At 64.8% G+C, this 17,608-nt stretch carries 17 protein-coding genes; 11 read left to right on the forward strand and 6 right to left on the reverse strand.

From position 1 onward, the window contains the following. Nucleotides 1-97: 97 nt before the first annotated feature. The 11 genes from THL1_RS04210 to lipB all read left to right on the forward strand — a co-directional run bounded on the left by THL1_RS04210 (nucleotide 98) and on the right by lipB (nucleotide 10,159). Nucleotides 98-1,363 (forward strand): glutamate-5-semialdehyde dehydrogenase, encoded by a 1,266-nt coding sequence (locus tag THL1_RS04210; protein ID WP_069082085.1) that lies wholly within the window; start codon nucleotides 98-100, stop codon nucleotides 1,361-1,363. Continuing rightward, on the forward strand, nucleotides 1,363-2,007 hold the full coding sequence (gene nadD / locus THL1_RS04215) for a nicotinate-nucleotide adenylyltransferase (protein WP_069082086.1): 645 nt from the start codon (nucleotides 1,363-1,365) through the stop codon (nucleotides 2,005-2,007). Before THL1_RS04210 ends, nadD begins: the two co-directional genes overlap by 1 nt. A gap of 22 nt (nucleotides 2,008-2,029) precedes the next feature. Continuing rightward, nucleotides 2,030-2,383 carry a ribosome silencing factor gene (gene rsfS / locus THL1_RS04220; RefSeq protein WP_028631404.1) on the forward strand — a complete coding sequence of 118 codons (354 nt, stop codon included), beginning with the start codon at nucleotides 2,030-2,032 and terminating at the stop codon, nucleotides 2,381-2,383. Nucleotides 2,384-2,395: 12 nt separating this feature from the next. After that, nucleotides 2,396-2,863, forward strand: a complete 468-nt coding sequence (gene rlmH / locus THL1_RS04225; protein ID WP_069082087.1) for a 23S rRNA (pseudouridine(1915)-N(3))-methyltransferase RlmH — start codon at nucleotides 2,396-2,398, stop codon at nucleotides 2,861-2,863. A 9-nt stretch (nucleotides 2,864-2,872) separates the two neighbouring features. Continuing rightward, entirely contained in the window at nucleotides 2,873-4,771 is a 1,899-nt protein-coding gene (gene mrdA, locus THL1_RS04230; protein WP_069082088.1) for a penicillin-binding protein 2, read from the forward strand. Continuing rightward, entirely contained in the window at nucleotides 4,768-5,913 is a 1,146-nt protein-coding gene (gene rodA, locus THL1_RS04235) for a rod shape-determining protein RodA (RefSeq protein ID WP_069082089.1), read from the forward strand. The genes mrdA and rodA overlap by 4 nt, the downstream gene beginning before the upstream one ends. Before the next feature lie 35 nt (nucleotides 5,914-5,948). Beyond that, nucleotides 5,949-6,938, forward strand: coding sequence for a lytic murein transglycosylase B (gene mltB, locus THL1_RS04240; protein WP_177343855.1), 990 nt, complete (start codon nucleotides 5,949-5,951; stop codon nucleotides 6,936-6,938). Between the two features lie 3 nt (nucleotides 6,939-6,941). Next, on the forward strand, nucleotides 6,942-7,952 hold the full coding sequence (locus THL1_RS04245; protein ID WP_069082091.1) for a septal ring lytic transglycosylase RlpA family protein: 1,011 nt from the start codon (nucleotides 6,942-6,944) through the stop codon (nucleotides 7,950-7,952). 61 nt (nucleotides 7,953-8,013) lie between these two features. Then, entirely contained in the window at nucleotides 8,014-9,177 is a 1,164-nt protein-coding gene (locus THL1_RS04250; protein WP_069082092.1) for a D-alanyl-D-alanine carboxypeptidase family protein, read from the forward strand. Between the two features lie 74 nt (nucleotides 9,178-9,251). After that, nucleotides 9,252-9,533 (forward strand): DUF493 domain-containing protein, encoded by a 282-nt coding sequence (locus THL1_RS04255; protein ID WP_069082093.1) that lies wholly within the window; start codon nucleotides 9,252-9,254, stop codon nucleotides 9,531-9,533. After that, nucleotides 9,533-10,159 (forward strand): lipoyl(octanoyl) transferase LipB, encoded by a 627-nt coding sequence (gene lipB / locus THL1_RS04260; protein ID WP_069082094.1) that lies wholly within the window; start codon nucleotides 9,533-9,535, stop codon nucleotides 10,157-10,159. Before THL1_RS04255 ends, lipB begins: the two co-directional genes overlap by 1 nt. 134 nt (nucleotides 10,160-10,293) lie before the next feature. On the opposite strand, the gene lipA is transcribed toward lipB, so the two are convergent. The 6 genes from lipA to leuS all read right to left on the reverse strand — a co-directional run bounded on the left by lipA (nucleotide 10,294) and on the right by leuS (nucleotide 17,462). Continuing rightward, nucleotides 10,294-11,346 carry a lipoyl synthase gene (gene lipA, locus THL1_RS04265; protein ID WP_069082095.1) on the reverse strand — a complete coding sequence of 351 codons (1,053 nt, stop codon included), beginning with the start codon at nucleotides 11,344-11,346 and terminating at the stop codon, nucleotides 10,294-10,296. Between the two features lie 141 nt (nucleotides 11,347-11,487). After that, entirely contained in the window at nucleotides 11,488-12,798 is a 1,311-nt protein-coding gene (locus tag THL1_RS04270) for a lytic murein transglycosylase (RefSeq protein WP_069082096.1), read from the reverse strand. Between the two features lie 64 nt (nucleotides 12,799-12,862). Continuing rightward, entirely contained in the window at nucleotides 12,863-13,021 is a 159-nt protein-coding gene (gene arfA, locus THL1_RS04275; protein WP_069082097.1) for an alternative ribosome rescue factor ArfA, read from the reverse strand. A gap of 72 nt (nucleotides 13,022-13,093) precedes the next feature. Beyond that, nucleotides 13,094-14,131, reverse strand: coding sequence for a DNA polymerase III subunit delta (holA, locus tag THL1_RS04280; RefSeq protein WP_069082098.1), 1,038 nt, complete (start codon nucleotides 14,129-14,131; stop codon nucleotides 13,094-13,096). A gap of 40 nt (nucleotides 14,132-14,171) precedes the next feature. Beyond that, nucleotides 14,172-14,780 carry an LPS assembly lipoprotein LptE gene (gene lptE, locus THL1_RS04285; RefSeq protein WP_069082099.1) on the reverse strand — a complete coding sequence of 203 codons (609 nt, stop codon included), beginning with the start codon at nucleotides 14,778-14,780 and terminating at the stop codon, nucleotides 14,172-14,174. A gap of 60 nt (nucleotides 14,781-14,840) precedes the next feature. Beyond that, on the reverse strand, nucleotides 14,841-17,462 hold the full coding sequence (leuS, locus tag THL1_RS04290) for a leucine--tRNA ligase (RefSeq protein WP_069082100.1): 2,622 nt from the start codon (nucleotides 17,460-17,462) through the stop codon (nucleotides 14,841-14,843). Between the last annotated feature and the right edge of the window lie 146 nt (nucleotides 17,463-17,608).

The following is a 17,608-nucleotide window of genomic DNA, read 5'->3' on the forward strand; positions in this document are numbered from 1 at the left end:
TGTGGAAGGGGCTGTCTACCATCCGCCCGGCGCCGCTGGGCGCGAGCGAGCGCGGTCGCTATAATCAGCCGCTTTCCCTTCGCCAGAACCCGAGACCATGACCGAGTCCGTTCTCGATTACATGACCCGCCTTGGCCGCGCCGCTCGCGCTGCCTCGCGCGTGGCCGCCCGTGCCAGCACCGCGCAGAAGAACAGCGCCCTGCTGGCCGCCGCCGATGCCCTGGATGCAGCTCGTGCCGAGCTGGTCGCTGCCAACGAGCAGGATCTGGCCAACGGCCGGGCCAACGGCCTTGAGCCCGCCATGCTCGACCGCCTGGCCCTGACCCCGGCGCGTATCGACGACATGATCGAGGGCCTGCGCCAGGTCGCTACCCTGCCGGACCCCATCGGCGAGATCCGTGACATGCGCTACCTGCCGTCCGGTATCCAGGTGGGCAAGATGCGCGTGCCGCTGGGCGTGATCGGCATCATCTACGAGTCGCGTCCGAACGTGACTATCGATGCTGCCAGCCTCTGCCTGAAGTCCGGTAACGCCACCATCCTGCGCGGCGGTTCCGAAGCCATCCATTCCAACCAGGCCATCGCCACCTGCATCCAGAAGGGCCTGGCCGAGGCCGGCCTGCCGAGCGAGCTGGTGCAGGTGGTGGAAACCACCGATCGTGCCGCCGTGGGCGCGCTGATCAGCATGCCGGAGTATGTGGACGTGATCGTCCCGCGCGGCGGCAAGGGGCTGATCGAACGCATCAGCCGCGAAGCCAAGGTGCCAGTAATCAAGCACCTGGACGGCATCTGCCACGTCTATATCGACATCGCCGCCGACCTGGACAAGGCGATCCGCGTGGCGGACAACGCCAAGACCCAGCGCTATGCGCCGTGCAACACCATGGAAACCCTGCTGGTGCACGCCGGTATCGCCGCTCGCGTGCTGCCGCCGCTGGCCGCCATCTACCGCGACAAGGGCGTGGAGCTGCGCGGCGACGCCGCCACGCGCGCGCTGCTGGGCAGTGATGTACTGGAGGCGACCGAAGAAGACTGGCGCACCGAGTACAACGCGCCGATCCTCTCGATCCGCATCGTCGACGGCCTCGAACAGGCCATCGAGCACATCAACACCTACGGCTCGCAACATACCGACGCGATCATCACCGAGAACTTCAGTGATGCGCGGCGCTTCCTCACCGAAGTGGATTCCGCCTCGGTGATGGTCAACGCCTCGACCCGCTTCGCCGATGGTTTCGAGTACGGCCTGGGCGCGGAGATCGGCATTTCCACCGACAAGCTGCATGCTCGTGGTCCGGTCGGCCTGGAAGGCCTGACCAGCGAGAAGTACGTGGTCTTCGGCGACGGTCACGTACGTACCTGATGGGCAAGCGCATCGGCCTCTTCGGCGGCACCTTCGATCCCGTGCATATCGGTCACCTGCGGGGTGCACTGGAAGTGGCTGAGCAGTTCGGCTTCGATGAGCTGCGGCTGATTCCCAGCGCGCGCCCGCCGCACCGGGAAACCCCGCAGGTGTCGGCGGCCCAGCGCCTGGAAATGGTGCAGTTGGCCGCGGCCGGTGTTGCGCCGCTGACGGTGGACGATCGCGAACTCAAGCGCGAGCGGCCGTCCTGGACGATCGAAACGCTGGAGTCCCTGCGCGCCGAACTGGACGCCGAGGACCAGTTGTTCCTGCTGGTGGGGTGGGACGCATTCTGCGGCCTGCCGAGCTGGCACCGCTGGAGCGAACTGCTGGACCATTGCCACATCCTGGTCCTGCAGCGTCCGGATGCCGACAGTGAGGCGCCGGAAAACCTGCGCGACCTGCTGGCGGCGCGCAGCGCGGTCGATCCGCATTCCCTGCAGGGGCCGGCCGGGCAGATCGCCTTTGTCTGGCAGACGCCCCTGGCGATTTCCGCCACCCAGATTCGCCAATTGCTGGGGGAGGGGCGCTCGGTGCGTTTTCTCGTGCCCGACGCCGTATTGGCCTATATCCATGCGCACGACCTGTATCGTGCGCCGAACTGATTCACTGAGGTAGTTGAACCCGATGCAAAACGAAGAACTCGTCAAGGTCGCCATCGCGGCCCTGGAAGACCTGAAAGGTCAGGAAATCACCACCATCGACGTACGCGGCAAGACCAGCATCACCGACTTCATGGTGATCGCCAGCGGCACCTCCGGCCGTCACGTCAAATCCCTGGCCGAGAACGTGCTGGAGAAGGTCAAGGAACAAGGCGTACGCGCCCTGGGTAGCGAAGGCCTGGACGGCGGCGAGTGGGCCCTGCTGGACCTGGGCGACGTGGTGGTGCATGTGATGCAGGTCGCCACCCGCCAGTTCTACGACCTGGAGCGCCTCTGGCAGGGCGCCGAGCAGAGCCGCGCCCACCACAGTCACGAGTAAGCGGGGCGTCCCTTGCGTCTACGTCTGATCGCCGTTGGCACGCGGATGCCGCGCTGGGTGGAAGAGGGCTGGCAGGAGTACGTCAAGCGCCTGCCCTCCGAGCTCAGCCTGGAACTGGTGGAAATTCCCCTGACCACACGCGGCAAGAATGCCGATGTGGCGCGGATGATCCGCCAGGAGGGCGAGGCCATGCTGGCCAAGGTGCAGCCGGGTGAACGCATTGTCACTCTGGAAGTCCAAGGTCGGCCCTGGAGCACCGAGCAACTGGCGGTCGAACTGGACCGTTGGCGCCTGGATTCGCGCACCGTCAACCTCATGGTCGGCGGCCCGGAGGGGCTGGCGCCGGAGGTCTGCGCCCGTAGTGAACAGCGCTGGTCGTTGTCACCGCTGACGCTGCCGCACCCGTTGGTTCGCATCCTCATCGGCGAGCAGATCTACCGTGCCTGGACCGTGCTGTCCGGTCACCCCTATCACAAGTAAGCCCTGCCCATGCCGCAACCGATTCGCCTGAAAGATCACGAAAAGGACGCCCGTCTGGTACGCCGGCGCGTGATCGTGGGCGCGGTGGCGGTGTTGCTGCTGACCTGCGTGCTGATCGCCCGCCTCTATTACCTGCAGGTGATCCAGTACGAGTATCACTCGACCCTGTCCGAGAACAATCGCGTCCATGTGCAGCCGATCCCGCCTACCCGTGGGCTGATCTTCGACCGCAACGGCGTGATCATTGCCGACAACCGCCCCAGCTTCAGCCTCAGCGTCACCCGTGAGCGGGCTGGCGACTGGGAAAAGACCCTCGATGTGATAGTCGAGGTGTTGCAGCTGACCCCGGATGACCGTGCGTTATTCCAGCGGCGCATGAAGCAGGGGCGGCGCCCCTTCGAGCCAGTGCCCATCCTCTTTGAATTGACCGAAGAACAGATCGCCCGCGTGGCGGTGAACCAGTTCCGCCTGCCCGGCGTAGAAGTGGTGGCGCAGTTGGTGCGCCACTACCCGCAGGGGGCGCATTTCGCCCATTCCGTCGGCTACGTCGGCCGCATCAACGAAAAAGAGCTCAAGCAGCTCGACCCGGTGAACTACAGCGGCACTCACCATATCGGCAAGACTGGTATCGAGCGTTTTTACGAAGACCAGTTGCACGGCGAAGTGGGCTACGAGGAAGTCGAGACCAATGCCCGTGGTCGCGTCCTGCGGGTGCTCAAACGCACCGACCCGAAACCGGGCAAGGACCTGGTGCTGACCCTCGATGTGCGTCTGCAGGAAGCCGCCGAGCAGGCCCTGGCTGGTCGCCGGGGCGCCATCGTCGCCATCGAACCGTCCAGCGGCGATGTGCTGGCGATGGTCAGCCAGCCGAGCTTCGATCCCAACCCCTTCGTCACCGGCATCAGCTTCAAGGCCTACGCCGAGCTGCGCGACTCCATCGATCGGCCGCTGTACAACCGCGTGTTGCGCGGCCTCTATCCACCGGGGTCGACCATCAAGCCGATGGTGGCGGTCTCCGGCCTGGACGCCGGCGTGGTGACACCCGCTTCGCGGGTCTTCGATCCGGGCTTCTACCAGCTGCCGAACTACAACCACAAGTACCGTAACTGGAACCGTTCCGGTGACGGCTGGGTGAATATGGAAACCGCGATCATGCGGTCAAATGACACCTATTTCTACGATCTTGCCCACAAGATGGGGATCGATCGCCTCCACGACTACATGAGCCGCTTCGGCTTCGGCCAGCGTGTCGCGCTGGACATGTTCGAGGAGTCCGCCGGCCTGATGCCGTCCCGCGAATGGAAGCGCGCCCGTTATCGCCAGGCCTGGTATCCGGGCGAAACCCTGATCCTCGGCATCGGCCAGGGCTACATGCAGGCCACGCCGTTGCAGCTGGCTCAGTCAGTGGCGCTGATGGCCAACCGCGGCAAGTGGATACGTCCGCACCTGGCCAAGACCATCGAGGGCCAGCCGCCGGTGGACCCGAGCCCTATGCCGGACATCGTCCTGCGTGATCCGAAGTACTGGGACTCCGGCCGTCTAGGCATGGAGATGGTGGTTCACGCCGCTCGCGGTACCGCGCACAAGGTCGGCGCCACGTCGGTCTACCGCATCGCTGGCAAGTCCGGTACCGCGCAGGTGGTCGCCATCAAGCAGGGCGAGAAGTACGACCGCAACAAGCTCCAGGAGCGCCACCGCGACCACGCCCTGTTCGTCGCCTTCGCCCCGGCGGAAGACCCGAAGATCGCCGTGGCGGTGATGGTGGAGAACGGCGAGTCCGGTTCGGGCGTCGCTGCGCCGGTGGTCAAGCAGGTCATGGACGCCTGGCTGCTCGGCGAGGATGGCCAGTTGAAACCCGAATTCCGTCCGCCCCAGCCGCTGGCGGACCAGCAGAGCGCCAACCGATGAACAGCAACTTCGACCGCACCATCTCCCAGGAGGACGTGCTCAAGCGCCGCGCCACGTTGTTGCAACGCCTGCACATCGATGGCTGGCTGTTGCTGATTATCCTGTTGCTGGCAGCCGGCAGCCTGTTCGTCCTCTATTCGGCCAGTGGCAAGCATTGGGAACTGCTGATGAAGCAGGCTAGTTCCTTCGGCCTCGGCATCGGCGCAATGATCGTCATCGCCCAGTTCGAGCCGCGCTTCATGGCGCGCTGGGTGCCGCTGGCCTATGTGGTGGGTGTCGCCCTGCTGATGGCGGTGGAGGTTATGGGCCACACGGCCATGGGTGCCACTCGTTGGATCAATATTCCGGGTGTGATTCGCTTCCAGCCTTCGGAATTCATGAAGATCATCATGCCGGCGACCATCGCCTGGTACCTGTCGCGGCACAACCTGCCACCCAAGCTCAAGCACATCGCTGTCAGCCTCGTGCTGATCCTCGTGCCTTTCGTGCTGATCCTGAAACAGCCCGACCTTGGCACCGGCCTGCTGATCCTTGCCTCGGGCGCGTTCGTGCTGTTCATGGCCGGCCTGCAGTGGCGCTGGATCCTGGGCGCGGTGGCCGCGGTCGTGCCGGTGGCGGTGGGCATGTGGTACTTCGTGCTGCACGAATACCAGAAACAGCGCGTGCTGACCTTCCTCGACCCGGAAAGCGATCCGCTCGGCACCGGCTGGAACATCATCCAGTCGAAGGCGGCGATCGGCTCGGGTGGCGTGTTCGGCAAGGGCTGGCTGCTGGGCACCCAGTCGCATCTGGATTTTTTGCCCGAAAGCCACACGGACTTTATCATTGCGGTCCTCAGCGAAGAGTTCGGCCTGGTGGGCGTCTGCCTGCTGCTGTTGGTCTACCTGCTCCTGATCGGCCGCGGCCTGGTGATCACCGCCCAGGCACAGACCCTGTTCGGCAAGCTGCTGGCGGGCAGTCTGACCATGACCTTCTTCGTATACGTGTTCGTCAACATCGGCATGGTCAGTGGACTCTTGCCGGTCGTGGGGGTACCCCTTCCCTTCATTAGCTACGGCGGAACCCATCTGGTGACGCTGCTGTCTGGGTTTGGGGTATTGATGGCGATTCATACCCATCGCAAGTGGATCGCCCAGGTTTGAAACGAGTGAATGATTTGAAAGCACTGCGCAAGTGGATGCAGCTAGGCGCCACCGGGATCGCCCTTGTCGGCCTGCTGGGTGCAGCCGCACCGGTACAGTCCGGAGACTACGAGGGATCGCCGCAGGTGGCCGAGTTCGTCGCCGAGATGACGCGTGACTACGGTTTCGCCGGCGAGCAACTGGTGGACCTGTTCCGTGAGGTGGAGCGCAAGCAATCCATTCTCGACGCCATTTCCCGGCCCGCCGAGCGGGTCAAGCCCTGGAAGGAATACCGGCCGATCTTCATCACCCCGGCGCGCATCCAGAAAGGCGTGGCCTTCTGGAACCAGCATGCCGAGGCCCTGGCCCGTGCCGAGAAGGAATACGGCGTGCCGGCGCAGGTCATCGTGGCGATCATCGGTGTCGAGACCTTCTACGGCGGCAATACCGGCAACTTCCGTGTGATCGATGCCCTGTCCACCCTGGGCTTCGATTACCCGCCGCGTGCCGACTTCTTCCGCAAGCAGCTCAAGGAGTTCCTCCTGCTGGCGCGCGAGGAGCAGGTCGATCCGCTGATGCTCAAGGGCTCCTACGCCGGGGCCATGGGGCTGCCGCAGTTCATGCCGAGCAGCTTCCGTGCCTATGCCGTGGACTTCGACGGCGACGGCCACATCGATATCTGGAACAACCCCGTGGATGCCATCGGCAGCGTCGCCAGCTACTTCAAGCGCCACGGCTGGGTGCCGGGCGGTCGGGTGGTAAGTCGCGCGCAGGTGCGCGGCGAACGAATCGACGAAGGGTTGACCCAGGGGCTGGACCCGGTGAAGAACGTCGGCGATCTTAGGGCGCTGGGCTGGGCAAGCAGCGACGCACTGCGCGATGATGTGCCGGTTACGGCCTTCAGGCTGGAGGGTGACGAGGGGGCGGAGTACTGGATGGGATTGCCGAACTTCTACGTCATTACCCGCTACAATCGCAGCGTGATGTATTCCATGGCCGTGCATCAACTTTCCGATCTGCTGGTCAACGCAAGGGGCGGGCGTTAACCGATGCCACAACCGATAAGAGTCGCCGTCTACGGCGCCGTTGCATTGCTGCTGGCCAGCTGCTCGAGCAGCCGCGCGCCGGAGCCGGTCCAGCCGGGCGGCCCGATTTCAGGCCCCGGTGATTATTCTCGTCCGCACAAGGACGGCGCCCCCTGGTGGGACGTCGACGTTTCGCGCATCCCCGACGCGGTGCCCATGCCGCACTACGGCTCGGTGAAGGCGAACCCCTATACCGTGCTGGGCAAGACCTACTACCCGATGAACGATGCGCGCCGCTACCAGGCGGTGGGCACCGCGTCCTGGTACGGCACCAAGTTCCACGGCCAGGCCACTGCCAACGGCGAGGCCTACGACCTCTATGGCATGACCGCCGCGCACAAGACGCTGCCGCTGCCGAGCTATGTCCGTGTGACCAACCTGGACAACGGCCGTAGCGTAATCCTGCGGGTCAACGACCGTGGCCCGTTCTACTCCGACCGCATCATCGACTTGTCCTTCGCCGCGGCGAAGAAGCTCGGCTATGCCGAAACGGGTACGGCGCGGGTCAAGGTCGAAGGCATCGACCCCCACCAATGGTGGGCTGCCCAGGGGCGGCCGGTACCCATGGTGCTGGCGCAGCCGAAGATGGCTGCCCAGGCCCAGCCACAGGCGCAGCCGATTGCCCAGCCGCTGGTGGCCAGCGCGCAGATCGAGCAGTACACCCCGCCGCCGCAGCAACACGCCGCTGCCGTACTGCCTGTGCAGATCGACGCAAAAAAAAACGATTCACTCGCAGCCTCTGGCCTGTATCTCCAGGTGGGCGCCTTCGCCAATCCGGACGCTGCGGAACTCCTCAAGGCCAAGCTGAGCGGGACGGTGAGTGCACCGGTCTTCATCAGCTCGGTCGTGCGCAACCAGCAGATCCTGCATCGGGTGCGCCTGGGGCCGATCGGAACTCAGGGTGAAGCCCAGCAACTGCAGGACAATCTGCGCCTGGCCAATATCGGCCAGCCAACCCTGGTGAAGCCGGACTGACGGCTTCTCTTACTTGCCCGCAAGGGCCCGTTAGACCATTAGTGACTTTTCAGAGAGACGGATGAACATCTTCAGCTTCGCCAAACGCCTATTACTGCCCGCAGCCTTGCTCATCGTCGCGCCGGTTTCCATGGCGGCCCAGCAGGTCATTCCGTCGGCGCCGCAACTGGCCGCCAAATCCTATGTCCTGATGGACGCCCAGAGTGGCCAGGTTCTGGTGGAGAACAACGGCGACCAGCGCCTGCCTCCGGCCAGTCTGACCAAGCTGATGACCGCCTACATCGCCACCCTGGAAATCCGCAAGGGCCAGATCGGCGAGACCGACCCGGTCACCATCAGCGAGCACGCCTGGCGCACCGGCGGTTCGCGCATGTTCGTCCAGGTCAACACCCAGGTAGCCCTGGGCGACCTGCTGCGCGGCATCATCATCCAGTCGGGTAACGACGCCAGCGTTGCCGTGGCCGAGCACATCGCCGGCAGCGAAGACGCCTTCGCCGACATGATGAACACCTCCGCCGAGAAGCTGGGCATGAGCGGCAGCCACTTCATGAACGCCACCGGCCTGCCCAACCCGGAGCACTACTCGACTGCCCATGACATGGCGACCCTGGCGCGCGCGATCATCTACGAAGATCCGGCCCACTACGCCATCTACTCCCAGAAGGAGTTCTTCTGGAACAACATCAAGCAGCCCAACCGCAACCTGCTGCTGTGGCGCGACAAGACCGTCGATGGCCTGAAGACTGGCCACACCGAGGAAGCCGGCTACTGCCTGGTGGCGTCTGCCGTACGCGACAACATGCGCCTCATTGCTGTGGTGTTCGGCACCAACAGCGAGCAGGCCCGTGCCGCCGAAACCCAGAAGCTGCTGACCTACGGCTTCCGCTTCTTCGAAACCCAGACCTTCTACCAGAAGGGTGCCGAACTGGCCAAAGCCCAGGTCTGGAAGGGTTCTACCCGTGAAGCCAAGGCCGGCTTGGCCCAGGACCTGACCCTGACCCTGCCCAAGGGCCAGATCAAGAAGCTGCAGGCCAGCATGACCCTCAACCCGCAGTTGGTTGCGCCCATCAAGCAGGGTGACGTGATCGGCAAGGTCGAGGTGAAAATGGAAGACCAGGTGATCCACAGCGCTGACCTGATCGCCCTGGAAACCGTCGAGGAAGGTGGCTTCTTCCGCCGCCTGTGGGATAGCATTCGCCTGTTCTTCTTCGGCCTTTTCAACTGACCTACTGAGCCGACGCCTCGCGCCTGATCCTGGCACGGGGCGTCCGCATCGCGGATCACGAGTCCGCTTCCGCCATGACCGACACTCCTGACGTACAACCCCCGAAAATCGAGTTCCCCTGCGAGCGTTATCCCATCAAGGTAATCGGCGATTCCTTCGATGGCTTCGCCGATCTGGTGATCGACATCATCCAGCGCCATGCGCCCGGTTTCGACGCCTCCACCTTGGTGATGCGCGACAGCCGCAATGGCCGTTTCCTCTCGGTGCAGGTGCTGATCACCGCCACCGGCGTCGACCAGTTGCAGGCGATCCATGTCGACCTGCGTGCCACCGGTCGCGTGCATATGGTGCTTTAGTGTCATCTGCCGAACTCATCGTGCGGCATCTGGGGCTGGTGGACTACCTGCCGACCCTGGAGGCGATGCGCCGCCTGACTGCCGAGCGCGACGAAAGCACGCCCGACGAAATCTGGCTGCTGCAGCATCCCCGGGTGTTCACCCAGGGCCAGGCTGGCAAGGCCGAGCATCTGCTGGCGACGGGAGACATCCCGGTGGTCCAGGTCGAGCGCGGCGGCCAGGTCACCTACCACGGCCCCGGCCAGCTGGTGGCCTATCTGATGCTGGACCTGCGTCGCCTGGGGCTTGGCGTGCGCGAGCTGGTGACGGCCATGGAGCAGAGCCTGGTCGATGTGCTGGCCGACTATGGTGTCGAGGCGGCGCCCAAGGCGGATGCGCCCGGCGTCTATGTCGACGGCGACAAGATCGCCTCGCTGGGGCTGCGGGTCAGCCGTGGCTGCTCCCTGCACGGCCTCGCGCTCAACTTGGACATGGATCTGTCGCCCTTCTGGCGGATCAACCCCTGCGGCTATACCGGGCTGAAGATGGTGCAGCTCAAGGACCTTATCGAGACGCCGCCGCAGCTCGATGAAGTGGCGCAGCGCCTGGAGCAGGCCCTGCGTCGGCGGCTGGGCTACACGCAGTAGAAGTAAGTTCCCGAAAAAAGATGGCCCCTCTCCCATCGGGAGAGGGGCCGTTTCGTTTATTCAGACCGCGTTTGATTGTCCGCTGCACAATCACCGCAACCCTCTCCCTCGGGAGCGGGCTGGGCACTTCCCGCTCAACCCAGGTTGAGCGTCGGAATGAGGCTCGGGTCCTGGGGTTGGCCCGGTACCGGCACCGGTGCCGCCAAGCCCAGGTTATTCTTTTCGAACACCTTGTCGGCCCTGTAGCTGGAGCGCACCAGCGGGCCAGCCGCGACTTCCATGAAGCCCTTCTGCAGGCCGATTTCGCGGAAGTGGTTGAATTCCTCTGGGCTGACCCAGCGCTTGACCGGCAGGTGATTGCGGGTGGGCTGCAGGTACTGGCCGAGGGTCAGGATGTCCACACCAATGGCGCGCAGGTCGTCCATGGTCTCGATGACTTCCTCGTCAGTCTCGCCCAGGCCCAGCATTAGGCTGGTCTTGGTCAACACGTTCGGGCGGTGGCGCTTGGCATGCTCCAGCACGCGCAGGGTTTTCTCGTAGCCGGCGCGTGGGTCGCGCACCACATGGGTCAGGCGCTTGACCGTCTCGACGTTCTGCGCGAACACCTCCAGGCCGGAGTCCACGACCCGTGCGATGGCCTCAGTGTCGCCGTTGAAGTCCGGGGTCAGCGCTTCCACAACCACCTGCGGCGTGCGCTCCTTGATGGCACGCACGCAGGCGGCGTAGTGGCTGGCGCCGCCATCGTCCAGGTCGTCGCGATCCACCGAGGTCAGCACGATATAGCGCAGCGCCATCAGCTCGACCGACTTGGCGGTGTTCTGCGGCTCTTCCAGATCCAGCCAGCCGTTGGGATTGCCAGTGTCCACGGCGCAGAAGCGGCAGGCACGGGTACACACCGAACCCATCAGCATGATGGTGGCGGTTCCGTTGGACCAGCACTCACCCATGTTCGGGCAGTGCGATTCCTGGCACACGGTGCTCAGGCGATGTTCGCCGACATTGCGCTTGACCGCCTCGAAGCGGCTGCCGCCTGGTGCCTTGACCCGCAGCCACTTGGGCTTGGGCTCGAACACCTGCGGTTCGGCCGAGGCACGGTGCTTCTGGCCATCCTTGATCGCGATGATGCCCTGAGCAGTACGGAACTTTTCGCCGCTGGCGACGGGTTTGGACGAGTCTGTATCGGACATCGGAAATCTGGCTCCGCTGGTGGCTCCGTTGGCTGCCGCAGGGGCAAAATGGGGTGGCGCAGTTTATCACAAAGGTTTTTGCACGAACTTGCAGCCGTCTGGAGGCGGGAGCATCCGACGGCCGCAAGCAGGGCGGATGCCTCAGCGTCCGCCGCGCAACTGTCTGAGTAGCTCCAGGGTGGGGTAGCCATCCGCCGGCCAACCCAGGCGTTGCTGGTAAACACGGATTGCCTTGCGGGTATTGGCGCCGATGATGCCGTCTGCCGCGCCCGGGTTGTAGCCGGCCGCGGCGAGTGATTCCTGCAGTTCGACTCGCTCGCTGCGACTCAGGGGACGCTCGTCACGGGGCCAACTGCCGGTGAGCTGGCCGCGCTCGTCGAAGCGTTCGCCCAGCAGGCTGACCGCCAGGGCGTAGGACGAGGAGTTGTTGTATTTCAGGATGGCGCGGAAGTTATCCAGGACCAGGAAAGCCGGACCACGATGGCCAGCCGGTAGCAGCAGCGAGGCGGGCTCGCCGGCAAGTCCGTTGTCCTGTGGCCCGAGCTGCACGCCCAAGGCCTGCCATTGCGATACCGGCTTGCGGATGTCGCCATCGGCGTGGGCGTAGTCGAAGCCTTGCGGCAGCTGCACCTGGAGCGCCGCGGGTTGCCCTTTGCGCCAGCCAGAGGCTTGCAGGTAGTGAGCGGCCGAGGCCAGTGCGTCAGCCGAGGAGTTCCAGATATCACGGCGGCCATCGCCATCGAAATCCACGGCGTGGCTGTTATAGGTCGTGGGTATGAACTGGGTCTGGCCCATGGCGCCGGCCCAGGACCCAAGCATGCTGCCCGGCTGGATGTCGCCGTGCTGGAGAATCTGCAGGGCGGCCAGCAATTGGGCATGGGCAAAGGCCGGTCGGCGGCCTTCGTAGGCCAGGGTGGCCAGGGAGCGGATGACCGATTTGTCGCCCATGAACTGGCCGAAGCTGCTTTCCATTCCCCAGATCGCGACCAGCGGCTCGCGGTCCACGCTGAAGCGCTGTTCGATCGCATCCAGGGTGGCGGTGTGCTCGGCCAGCAGGGCCTGGCCTTTGCGTACCCGGTAAGGAGAAATGGCGCCTTCCAGGTATTCCCAGACGGGGCGGGTGAACTCGGGCTGGCTGCGGTCTGCGTTGATCACGCTCGGGTCGGGTGTGATTCCAGCGAACGCGCGATCGAAGGTGGCGGCGTCGATCCCGCTGGCCAGTGCTTCGCGGCGGAAGTCGTCACGCCAGGCACTGAAGCTGATGGCGGGCATTACCGCTGGGGCAGCTTGAGCAGGTGCTACAGGGACTTTCGGGGCGGGCTGGCTGACCTGCGGCAGGGGCGCCGAAGCGGCTTTTTGCGCAGGGGTGTCAGCGCAGGAGGAGAGCAGGGAGAGGGCGGAGGCCACGGCCAGGCAGCGGAACATCGGGCCGGGGGCTGGGGCATCGAACATACGGAGGTCTCGAGGCAGACAAATCAGTCGCGACCTTAACACGTCCGGGCCGTTTCAAGCCTTTTCAGGCTGCCATAAGCGACGAAGCCTCCCAATCGTGGGAGGCTTCGCGGCGGTAGCTGCCTTTGCCTTTCAGCGGTTTTTCCTGGCGGCAGCGGAAGAGCGGTTGGGCTGCCAGGGATTTCGCGCGGTTTGGCGCGCCTTGCTTGCGTTTCTTGGCCATGGCCTGTCCTCGATCGGCGCTCGCGTCAGTGCGGGCGCGCGCATCATCGGACGCTGTTCAGAAAATGTCCAGCTATTCGGCCGCTAGCGGCAGGCGCTGACCGGCCAGGAGCAGGGCGAGGCGTGCCAGGCCGTTCCACGGATCGCCTGGAGCCTGGCCCTTGATCTGCGCGTCGATGCGTTGGGCGTCCTGCAGCAGTTGGTTCCAGCGCGATGCCGGGTGGCGCTGCAAGGCTCGGGAAACCAGGGGGCGGCGTTTGTCCCAGACCGGCGGGCGAGCGGAGGCGAAGGCCTTTTCCAGCGGAACGCCCTGGCTGTATTGCTGGGCCAGGCTGGCCAGCAGGCGCAATTCGCGGGCGAGCGCCCAGAGAATCACCGGTGGCTCCACGCCCTCGCCGCGCAGGCCCTCCAGGGTGCGCAGGGTGTGCGCCGGTTCGCCATTGAGGGCGGCGTCGATCAGCCCGAAGACATCGAAGCGGGCGCTGTCTGCCACCGCTGCCTGGACGGTGGCGGCATCGATCTGCCCACCTTCGGCCAGCAGCTTGAGTTTCTCGATTTCCTGGGCGGCGGCCAGCAGGTTGCCCTCGACGCGCACGGCGATCAGGTCCACAGCCTCCTGGTTGGCGGCCAGACCGGCCTGGGACAGGCGCTGGCGAATCCACTGCGGCAGGTTGTGTGCTTCGATGGGCCAGATCTGGATGAACTGGGCGTCGGCGCCGTCGATCAGGGCCTTGGCCCACTTGGTCTTCTGGGTACTGCCATCGAGCTTGGGCAGGCTCAGCAGCAATACGGTGTCTTCCGGCGGGCGGGACAGGTACTCCAGCAGGGCCGCGGCGCCTTTGTCGCCGGGCTTTCCCGACGGCAGGCGCACTTCCAGCAGGCGTTTTTCGGCGAACAGCGACAGGCTGGCGCCTGCCTCCAGCAGAAGGCCCCAGTCAAAGTTGGCTTCGGCGTTGAAGACCTGGCGCTCGCTGAAATCCCGCGCGCGGGCGCTGGCGCGAATGGCGTCGCATGCTTCCTGGCAGAGCAACGGCTCGTCTCCGCTGACGACGTAGACCGGGGCCAGTTGGCCCTGCAGGTGTTTGCCCAGTTGTGCGGGGTTGAGTTTCATAGGCGAAAATGACCGGGGCCGCTGGTGCGGCCCCGTGTACTCACTGGATGGGCAGTTGCAGCGGCGACTGCTGCGGTTGCTGGGCCTTCTCGGCCTGGCGGGCAGCTTCCAGGGCTTCTGCTTCGGCTTTTGCCTTGGCTTCGGCGGTCTGCTGCAGCTGGTCCAACTGGGCCGGGGTGATCAGCTGCAGGCGCATGACCATCTGTTGGATCATCTCCTGACGCATTTCCTGGCGCAGTTGTGCCGCTTCCTGGTCGGAGCCGATCAGGTTGTTGCTGTCATGCACGTAGTACTTCTGCACGGTCAGCTTGTCGTCCATCAGCAGCAGGTCGTTGGCGCCGCGGATCTCGTACTGCAGTGTCTGGTTCAGTTCGTACTCGGCGCTGCGGTTGCCGCCGGTGTAGGACGCGGTGCGCTGGGTTTCGTCTTCGCGGGCCAGCACGAGGGTGTACGGTGCGCCGGCATGGACATTGACGCCGTTGTCTTCCAGGGCATCGCGCATCGCCTTGACGGTCTGGCCGTACTGGTTGCGGGCTGTGACGTCCAGCTCGGTCAGGGCGAAGTCGGCGTCGCCAGTGCCGCGCAGGTGGAAGCCGCATGCGCTCAGCAGCGCGGTAAGGCCCAGGACCAGCAGATTCCGTTTCATCATTTATTGCTTTCCCCTTGCAAGCAGTCCGGCGCCACTCCGGGAGGAGGGCGCCGGCTTCGATCAGTTGGCGACGATATTGACCAGTTTGCCGGGCACCACGATGACCTTGCGTATGGTCAGCCCGTCGGTGAAGCGCAGCACGTTCTCGTTAGCGCGTGCGGTGGCTTCCACCGCCTCGCGGCTGGCATCGGCCGGCACTTCGATGTGGCCACGCAGCTTGCCGTTGACCTGCACCACCAGTTGCAGGCTGTCCTGCACCAGGGCGGCTTCGTCCACGGTCGGCCAGTCGGCGTCGATGATGGCGTCGGCGTGGCCCAGTTCGCGCCACAGCTCATGGCTGATGTGCGGGGTGATGGGGGCCAGCAGCAGGGCGACGGCTTCCAGGCCTTCCTGAAGCAGGGCGCGGTCTTCGGCGCTGCTCTGTGCGGCCTTTTCCAGCACGTTCATCAGGGTCATCACAGCTGCGATAGCGGTGTTGAACTTGTGGTACTGGCCAATATCCTGGCTGGCTTGTTTGATGGCCAGGTGGATGGCGCGGTGCACGGCCTTCTGGTCGTCATTCAGGGCACTGCGGTCCAGGGCGGTCGGAAGGCCTGCGGCGACGTGGCTTTGGGCCAGGCGCCAGACGCGGCGGAGGAAGCGGCTGGCACCCTCGACGCCGGAGTCGGACCATTCCAGGCTCATGTCCGGCGGCGAGGCGAACATCATGAACAGGCGGCAGGTATCAGCGCCGTACTGGTCGATCATCGCCTGTGGGTCGACGCCGTTGTTCTTCGACTTCGACATTTTCTCGGTGCCGCCGATTTCTACCGGCAGGCCATCGGACTTCAGGCGGGCGCCAATGACTTTGGCCTTGGCATCACGCTCCACTTCGACGTCGGCCGGGTTGAACCAGTCCTTGCCGCCGTTGGCCGCCGTGCGGTAGTAGGTCTCGGCCACGACCATGCCCTGGGTGAGCAGGTTCTTGAACGGCTCGTTGGAGCTGACCAGGCCTTCGTCGCGCATCAGCTTGTGGAAGAAGCGTGCGTAGAGCAGGTGGAGAATGGCGTGTTCGATGCCGCCGATGTACTGGTCCACCGGCAGCCAGTGGTTGGCCGCGGCCGGGTCGACCATGCCCTTGTCGTAGTTCGGCGAGGCGTAGCGGGCGAAGTACCAGGAGCTTTCCACGAAGGTATCCATGGTGTCGGTTTCGCGCTTGGCCGTGGTGCCGCATTTCGGGCAGGTGCAGGCGTAGAACTCGGGCATCTTCGCCAGCGGGCTGCCCGCGCCGTCCGGCACGACGTCTTCCGGCAGAACCACCGGCAGCTGGTCTTCCGGAACTGGCACGTCGCCGCAGCTCGGGCAATGGATGATCGGAATCGGGCAGCCCCAGTAGCGCTGGCGGCTGATGCCCCAGTCGCGCAGGCGGAACTGGGTACGGGCCTGGCCCAGGCCCTTCTTCTGCAGGGCCACTTCGATGGCGTCGAACGCGCCCTGGTAGTCCAGGCCGTCGAACTCACCGGAATTGATCAGTTGGCCATGCTCGCCGTAAGCGTCCTGCCACGGAGCCGGGGTTTCGTCACCGGCGGAGGTGCGAATCACCGCTTTCATCGGCAGGTCGTACTTGTGGGCGAAGGCGAAATCGCGCTCGTCGTGGGCCGGCACGGCCATCACGGCGCCTTCGCCGTAGTTCATCAGGACGTAGTTGGCGACCCAGACTGGCAGCTTCTCGCCGGTCAGCGGGTGCTCGACGAAGAGCGGCGTGGGCAGGCCTTTCTTTTCCTGGGTGGCGATATCGGCTTCGGCGACGCCGCCACGCTTGCATTCGTCGATGAAAGCTTGCAGCTCGGCGGCCTTGTCGGCCGGCAGCTTCTGCACGGCCAGGGTGGCCAGCGGGTGCTCGGCGGCGACGGCGACGTAGGTGGCGCCCAGCAGGGTGTCGGGGCGGGTGGTGAAGACCTTCATCGCGCCGGCCTGGCCGATGCTGGCCGGATCGTAGGGGAAGCTGACTTCCATGCCGCGGGACTTGCCGATCCAGTTGCGCTGCATGGTCTTGACCTGCTCGGGCCAGCCATCCAGGTCGTCGAGGCTGCTCAAGAGTTCATCCGCGTAGGCGGTGATCTTGAAGTAGTACATCGGGATCTCGCGCTTCTCCACCAGCGCACCGGAACGCCAGCCACGGCCGTCGATGACCTGCTCGTTGGCGAGGACCGTCTGGTCCACCGGGTCCCAGTTGACGGTGCCGTTCTTGCGGTAGATCACGCCTTTCTCGAACAGGCGGGTGAACAGCCACTGCTCCCAGCGGTAGTAGTCGGGCTTGCAGGTGGTGACCTCACGGGACCAATCGATCGCCAGCCCCAGGCTGTTGAGCTGGGACTTCATGTAGGCGATGTTCTCGTAGGTCCACTTGGCGGGCGCAACGTTGTTCTTCATCGCGGCGTTTTCCGCCGGCATGCCGAAAGCGTCCCAGCCCATGGGCTGCAGCACGTTCTTGCCCTGCATGCGGTGGTAGCGGGCGATCACGTCACCGATGGTGTAGTTGCGCACGTGCCCCATGTGTAGCTTGCCGCTCGGGTAGGGGAACATCGACAGGCAATAGAAGGTGTCCTTGCCGGGCTGCTCACTCACTTCAAAGGATTTATGCGCGTCCCAGTGGGCTTGCGCGGCGGCTTCGATTTCGCGGGGCTGATACTGTTCGTGCATGGCTACTGGCGCTGGAGGATGGAGTCCCTCGGTCCGGTTGGCTGGCCTTGGCCAGTGCTGCCGAACCCTGGAGGAAACGGAAATTCAAGCGCCGTAGCATACATGACCCCCATCGGCCTAGGGAAACCCTGAATGCACGGGCGGGC

The sequence above is a fragment of the Pseudomonas sp. TCU-HL1 genome, from assembly GCF_001708505.1.
Taxonomy (GTDB): Bacteria; Pseudomonadota; Gammaproteobacteria; order Pseudomonadales; family Pseudomonadaceae; genus Metapseudomonas.

Coding starts and splice junctions, on each gene's coding strand:
- THL1_RS04210 (WP_069082085.1), top strand. CDS start 98: ATGACCGAGTCCGTTCTCGATTACATGACCCGCCTTGGCCGCGCCGCT.
- nadD (WP_069082086.1), top strand. CDS start 1,363: ATGGGCAAGCGCATCGGCCTCTTCGGCGGCACCTTCGATCCCGTGCAT.
- rsfS (WP_028631404.1), top strand. CDS start 2,030: ATGCAAAACGAAGAACTCGTCAAGGTCGCCATCGCGGCCCTGGAAGAC.
- mrdA (WP_069082088.1), top strand. CDS start 2,873: ATGCCGCAACCGATTCGCCTGAAAGATCACGAAAAGGACGCCCGTCTG.
- rodA (WP_069082089.1), top strand. CDS start 4,768: ATGAACAGCAACTTCGACCGCACCATCTCCCAGGAGGACGTGCTCAAG.
- mltB (WP_177343855.1), top strand. CDS start 5,949: ATGCAGCTAGGCGCCACCGGGATCGCCCTTGTCGGCCTGCTGGGTGCA.
- THL1_RS04245 (WP_069082091.1), top strand. CDS start 6,942: ATGCCACAACCGATAAGAGTCGCCGTCTACGGCGCCGTTGCATTGCTG.
- THL1_RS04250 (WP_069082092.1), top strand. CDS start 8,014: ATGAACATCTTCAGCTTCGCCAAACGCCTATTACTGCCCGCAGCCTTG.
- THL1_RS04255 (WP_069082093.1), top strand. CDS start 9,252: ATGACCGACACTCCTGACGTACAACCCCCGAAAATCGAGTTCCCCTGC.
- lipA (WP_069082095.1), bottom strand. CDS start 11,346: ATGTCCGATACAGACTCGTCCAAACCCGTCGCCAGCGGCGAAAAGTTC.
- THL1_RS04270 (WP_069082096.1), bottom strand. CDS start 12,798: ATGTTCGATGCCCCAGCCCCCGGCCCGATGTTCCGCTGCCTGGCCGTG.
- arfA (WP_069082097.1), bottom strand. CDS start 13,021: ATGGCCAAGAAACGCAAGCAAGGCGCGCCAAACCGCGCGAAATCCCTG.
- holA (WP_069082098.1), bottom strand. CDS start 14,131: ATGAAACTCAACCCCGCACAACTGGGCAAACACCTGCAGGGCCAACTG.
- lptE (WP_069082099.1), bottom strand. CDS start 14,780: ATGATGAAACGGAATCTGCTGGTCCTGGGCCTTACCGCGCTGCTGAGC.
- leuS (WP_069082100.1), bottom strand. CDS start 17,462: ATGCACGAACAGTATCAGCCCCGCGAAATCGAAGCCGCCGCGCAAGCC.